Annotated in this window: 3 protein-coding genes; 2 read left to right on the forward strand and 1 reads right to left on the reverse strand. The window is 64.4% G+C overall.

Going from position 1 to position 4,765, the window contains the following annotated elements; genetic code table 11:
* The first annotated feature begins 332 nt into the window (after positions 1–332).
* Entirely contained in the window at positions 333–2,159 is a 1,827-nt protein-coding gene (locus tag AC1DYX_RS27960) for an ABC transporter ATP-binding protein/permease (protein ID WP_477264991.1), read from the forward strand.
* A gap of 5 nt (positions 2,160–2,164) precedes the next feature.
* Here AC1DYX_RS27960 and AC1DYX_RS27965 read toward each other — a convergent pair whose 3' ends face one another.
* Positions 2,165–3,406 (reverse strand): metal-dependent hydrolase, encoded by a 1,242-nt coding sequence (locus tag AC1DYX_RS27965; RefSeq protein WP_477264993.1) that lies wholly within the window; start codon positions 3,404–3,406, stop codon positions 2,165–2,167.
* Between the two features lie 212 nt (positions 3,407–3,618).
* Between AC1DYX_RS27965 and AC1DYX_RS27970 the strand changes: the two genes are divergently transcribed.
* Positions 3,619–4,765: hypothetical protein (locus tag AC1DYX_RS27970; RefSeq protein ID WP_477264995.1), on the forward strand; the 1,147-nt coding region annotated here is incomplete at its 3' end.

The following is a 4,765-nucleotide window of genomic DNA, read 5'->3' on the forward strand; positions in this document are numbered from 1 at the left end:
GGACAGGACATGGCAAGCAGGTCAGGGGTCAACCGACCCCGCTGTTTCTTCATGGACTTCCCCAATTCTTGTTGTTGCCACTGCATGGATTTTCTTGTGTATTTATTGCGAGCGGGTTAAACGGCAGAGTCTAACAGGTAGTGTGAATGGGAAATAGTGCTCAGTAGCCACAAACCGGTGTCTTAATGTTCATGGATGGTATCTATTTGGACACGTCGTGTTGTCATATCTACCGCCGCTATGTCTGTTTCCGCACTGAACGGGGTCATGCCGCGTCGTATGCTGCACCTGTGGCCCGGCCGTGCTGGCCCGGCCGATGAAGGAGTTCAGAGATGACTACGCCGACTTCCGCCCGCACCGATGCGGGGACCGATGAAACCACGGCGTCACCCGGGCCGCGCAGGACGCCGCCTTTGTCGCTCGAGGCCTGGAAACAGTTCGTCCACCTGGCCAAGCCGTATTGGCTGGGAGAGGAAAAAGGGAAGGCCTGGCTGCTGCTCCTGCTGCTGATCGTCCTGATGCTGGTCGATACCAAGCTGGCGGTGATGTTGAACAACCAGGCCGGCGAGATGACCTCGGCGCTGGCGGCCAGGAGCGCCGACCGCTACTGGACGTCGGTCCGCGCCACCCTGGCGATTCTCGCGTTCGCGGTGCCGAGCTACGCGTTTTATTACTATATGCGCGACCTCTTCGCCAACCAGTGGCGCCGCTGGCTCACCGGGCGCTTCCTCGACGGCTACCTGAAAGACCGCAAATATTACGAACTGGGATCGGGCCTGGAGATCGACAACCCCGACCAGCGCATCAGCGAAGACATCAACACGTTCACCGGGCGCTCCATCCATTTCCTGCTGATCTTCCTGGGCTCGATCATGCAACTGGTCGCGTTCAGCGCGGTGCTGTGGTCGATCTCCCATCTGCTGGTCGGCGTGCTGGCCGTGTATGCGCTGACGGGCACGGTCGTCGCGCTCTACGTCTTCGGCAATCCGCTGATCCAGCTGAACTTCTGGCAGTTGCGGCGCGAGGCGGATTTCCGTTTCAGCCTGATCCGCCTGCGCGAGAACGCCGAATCGATCGCCTTCTACCGCGGCGAAGCCCAGGAGCGGGCACACATCGACACCACGTTCGACAAGGTCATCCATAATTTCGCCAGGCTGATCAGGAAGCAGCGCACCCTGAACCTGTTCCAGCGCACGTTATCCCAGCTCACGCTGGTGTTGCCGGCCGTGATCCTGGCCGACCGTGTCCTGTCGGGCGAGCTGGAAGTGGGGCGGGCCATCCAGGCGGCCGGCGCGTTCACCGCCGTGCTCGGCGCCGTGGGCGTCATCGTCGACAATTTCGAGAGCCTGAGCCGGTTCGTGGCGGGCATCAGCCGCCTGCATGCATTGGCCGGTCTGGTCTTGCCCGGCGCCCAGGCCGGCGCCGCCGACACGTACCCGCGCATCCAGATGCGGCCGGACAGGCACTTCGCGCTGGAAGCGCTGACCCTGCATCCGCCGCAATCGGAGCGGGTGCTCATCAAGGACCTCACCTTGCAGGTCAGGCCGGGCGACGCGCTGCTCATCACGGGCGACAGCGGCTGCGGCAAGAGTTCGTTGCTGCGGGCGATGGCGGGCTTGTGGCACACGGGCAGCGGCGCGATCCACCATCCGCCCTTCGAGGACGTGTTCTTCCTGCCGCAGCAGCCCTATCTGCAGTCGGGCACCTTGCGCAGTCAGCTCATCTATCCGAGCGTGCAATCGCAGCTGAGCGACGATCAGTTAATGGAAATCCTCGAGCAGGTGCACCTGCCTCTGCTGGCCGGGCGCGTCGGCGGGCTGGATGCCGTGCACGACTGGGAAAAGCTGTTGTCGGTCGGCGAGCAGCAACGCCTGGCCTTCGGCCGTGTGCTGGTGCACCGGCCGCAGATCGTCATTCTCGACGAAGCGACCAGCGCGCTGGACAGCAGCAACGAAGCGTCGCTGTACGGGCGCCTGCGCGCCAGCGGCGCCACCTTGATCAGCATCGCGCACCGGGCCGGCGTGCTGCGCCATCACACCCATGTATTGCACCTCGTGGGGGACGGGGCGTGGGAAATGCACGAGGCCGGGGCGTACCGGTTCGACGAGCCGGTTGCCGGCCCGCAGCCGGTGCTGCAGGCGGTGGCGGCCGCGGGATGAGGCGTTCAGCGCCGCCCCAGCAGATCGGCCCGCGGATACCCCCAACCCGGCACGGGCTGTGGACAGGACGCCGCCGCGTGTTCCGCGTAATCGATCGTGGAGAAATTGCGGCTGCCGACAGGACTCCAGCGTGCGTCCGTCGCCACGACGTTGCCGACCGATGGCGCACGGGCGAAGCGCATCCATGCATTGAAATAGCAGTTATTCGTTTGCAGGTCGCGCAGGTGCGCCAGGCTGTCCCGCTCGTCGTTTTGCCAGGCCAGTTGCGCATCGCCGCCGGTGGCACGGCCGGCGATGGGCGCGGGGCAGGAAGGCACCGGCGTGACGGCGGGCGCCACGCTGAGCTGGCCGCGGCGCAGGTGGTAACTGCCATGCGCGGCATCGACGGCCACCGTGACGAACGACCAGCACAGCGGATTGGCCGGATAGGCGGAGAGGGCGGTGTCCAGCAGGCGCTCCTGCGGGTCGATGCGCGCCACCGTCGTGCGGACGATGTCGCGTGCCGCATGCAGGGCGATACCCTGCAGGACGACGAAGGCCAGCGACGCGGCCAGCCCGGCGGACAGGGCCACGTGGCCGCGCCTTCCCTGCGGCGTGTCGTCGACGCGCCGTTCGATCCAGGCCAGCAGCAGGCCCAGGCCCAGCAGCCCGGCCAGCGAGCCCCATTGCAGGAAGCCGGCCACGGTCACGCCGACCGGCACGCCGATCATCAGCGCCAGCAGCAGCCAGCGCCACGCGCGTGAGCGCACCATCGCGGCGAGGGGGAAGCCGAACGCGATCCAGAATACGGGTTCGACGATGAACACGAGGTCGCCGTAATACCAGCTCGCATCGAACGGCCAGAACGGATGCACGCCGTAGACGTTGAGCCCATCCATTGTAATGTGCAGCATCATGCCGGCGCACGCCGTGACAAGGGCGGCCCGCCGCGCGTGAAGGCTCGTGCGCAACAGGCGGCGTGCGGCCGGCCACAGCAGCCACACGAGGCCGAGCAGCACGGCGATTTCTCCCAGTGCGCCCACCAGGGTGTGCGTATGGCCGCGGTGGTGCAGCAGATAGCCCAGTGGCGCTTGCAGCAGCCGTGTGAGCACGAGATCCAGGTCGGGGAAATTGCTCGCCAGGCAGCCGAGCGTGAGCAGCAGACGCGTGCGCACGCGCTGCGCGCCGGGTTCGGGTTCGGGAGAAACGCTGCGGTCGATCAGTGCGCCGATGCCGAKGCCGACGACGGAGTGGGTGATATTGTCCATCGTGCAATGTTACCGAAGCTGAGAAGAAACCGGTAGTACGCGCCTGTCCAGGCGGCCGCTCCCCGCGCCACAACGCGCAACGAGTGAACGTTTGRGAAGTTCGATGGTCGAATGGTTGCGTACCTGGCCCGCGACAAACAGTCGCCAGTCGGTTTTCTGGCGGTCGCTGCGACGCCTGTATCACGATGCAACCCACAAACCTGGAGAACACAATGCCTGTTCAATTTCCGAAGCGTGGTGCCATCCCATCGCCGAGAAGCGCGTTAAGCGCCGCGATGCCACATGCCGTCGTGGTCGGTGCGCCGCCAAATTTCATTTGCGCTCCCGCGCAGCTTTCGATGTGGGCCAATGACGAGCATGGCGACTGCGTCACGGCCGAAGAGGCATTTGCGAAAGCCACCAACAATCCGGAGATTTTTGTTTCCGACAGCGAGGTGATCTCGTGGGCCACGCAACACGGTGTCCTGGAGGGAGCGGTCATCTCGGACGTGCTCAAATGGATGCAGAACGATGGCTTCAGGCTGGACGGTTCACTTTACGATGACGGGCCCTATTTCACGGTGAACTGGACAAGTGCGCCAGTCCTTCGGAGCGCCATTTCGCATGGTCCGGTCAAGATCGGGGTTGCAGCGGATCAGCTGGAAACCGCTTGGCGCAGCACCGGTGGCCGCTCGGGATGGTTCGGCGTCGGGTTTCAGGCCGATAGCAATGAAGACCATTGTGTCAGCCTGTGCGGGTACGGCAGCATCGACTGGCTGGCAGCGCAGCTCGATGTCCCGGTGCCGGCTGGTCTCGATGGGCGGCAAAACGGCTACGCGCTTTTCACCTGGAACTCGATCGGCATCATTGACGAGCCGTCACTCGAATCGATAACACACGAGGCGTGGCTCAGGCAACCCACGACGGTGCCAAAGTCCCTGGGCTTTTTCGCGTTGCCGGGCCAGGCCGTGTTCGACCACGAAAAGCAACAGCTTGCGGCCGTGTCGCGCGCAGCGGGCAATCTCGACCTGTTCGTGATCGGATTCGACAATCATATCTGGTCCACGTTCTGGAATGACCTTGGCGGCTGGAGCGGCGACTGGTTTCCATTGCCGGGCCAGGCGGTGTTCGACCGCGAAAAACAGCAGGTCGCGGCCGTGGCGCGCGCGCCGGGCAATCTCGACCTGTTCGTGATCGGATTCGACAACCGCRTCTGGTCCACGTTCTGGAACGACSGCGGCGGCTGGAACGGCGACTGGTTTCCATTGCCGGGCCATGCGGTGTTCGACCACGAAAAACAGCAGGTCGCGGCCGTGTCACGTGCACCAGGGAATCTCGATCTGTTCGTGATCGGATTCGACAACCGCGTCTGGTCCACGT

It is taken from the genome of Massilia sp. P2_C2, assembly GCF_056404615.1.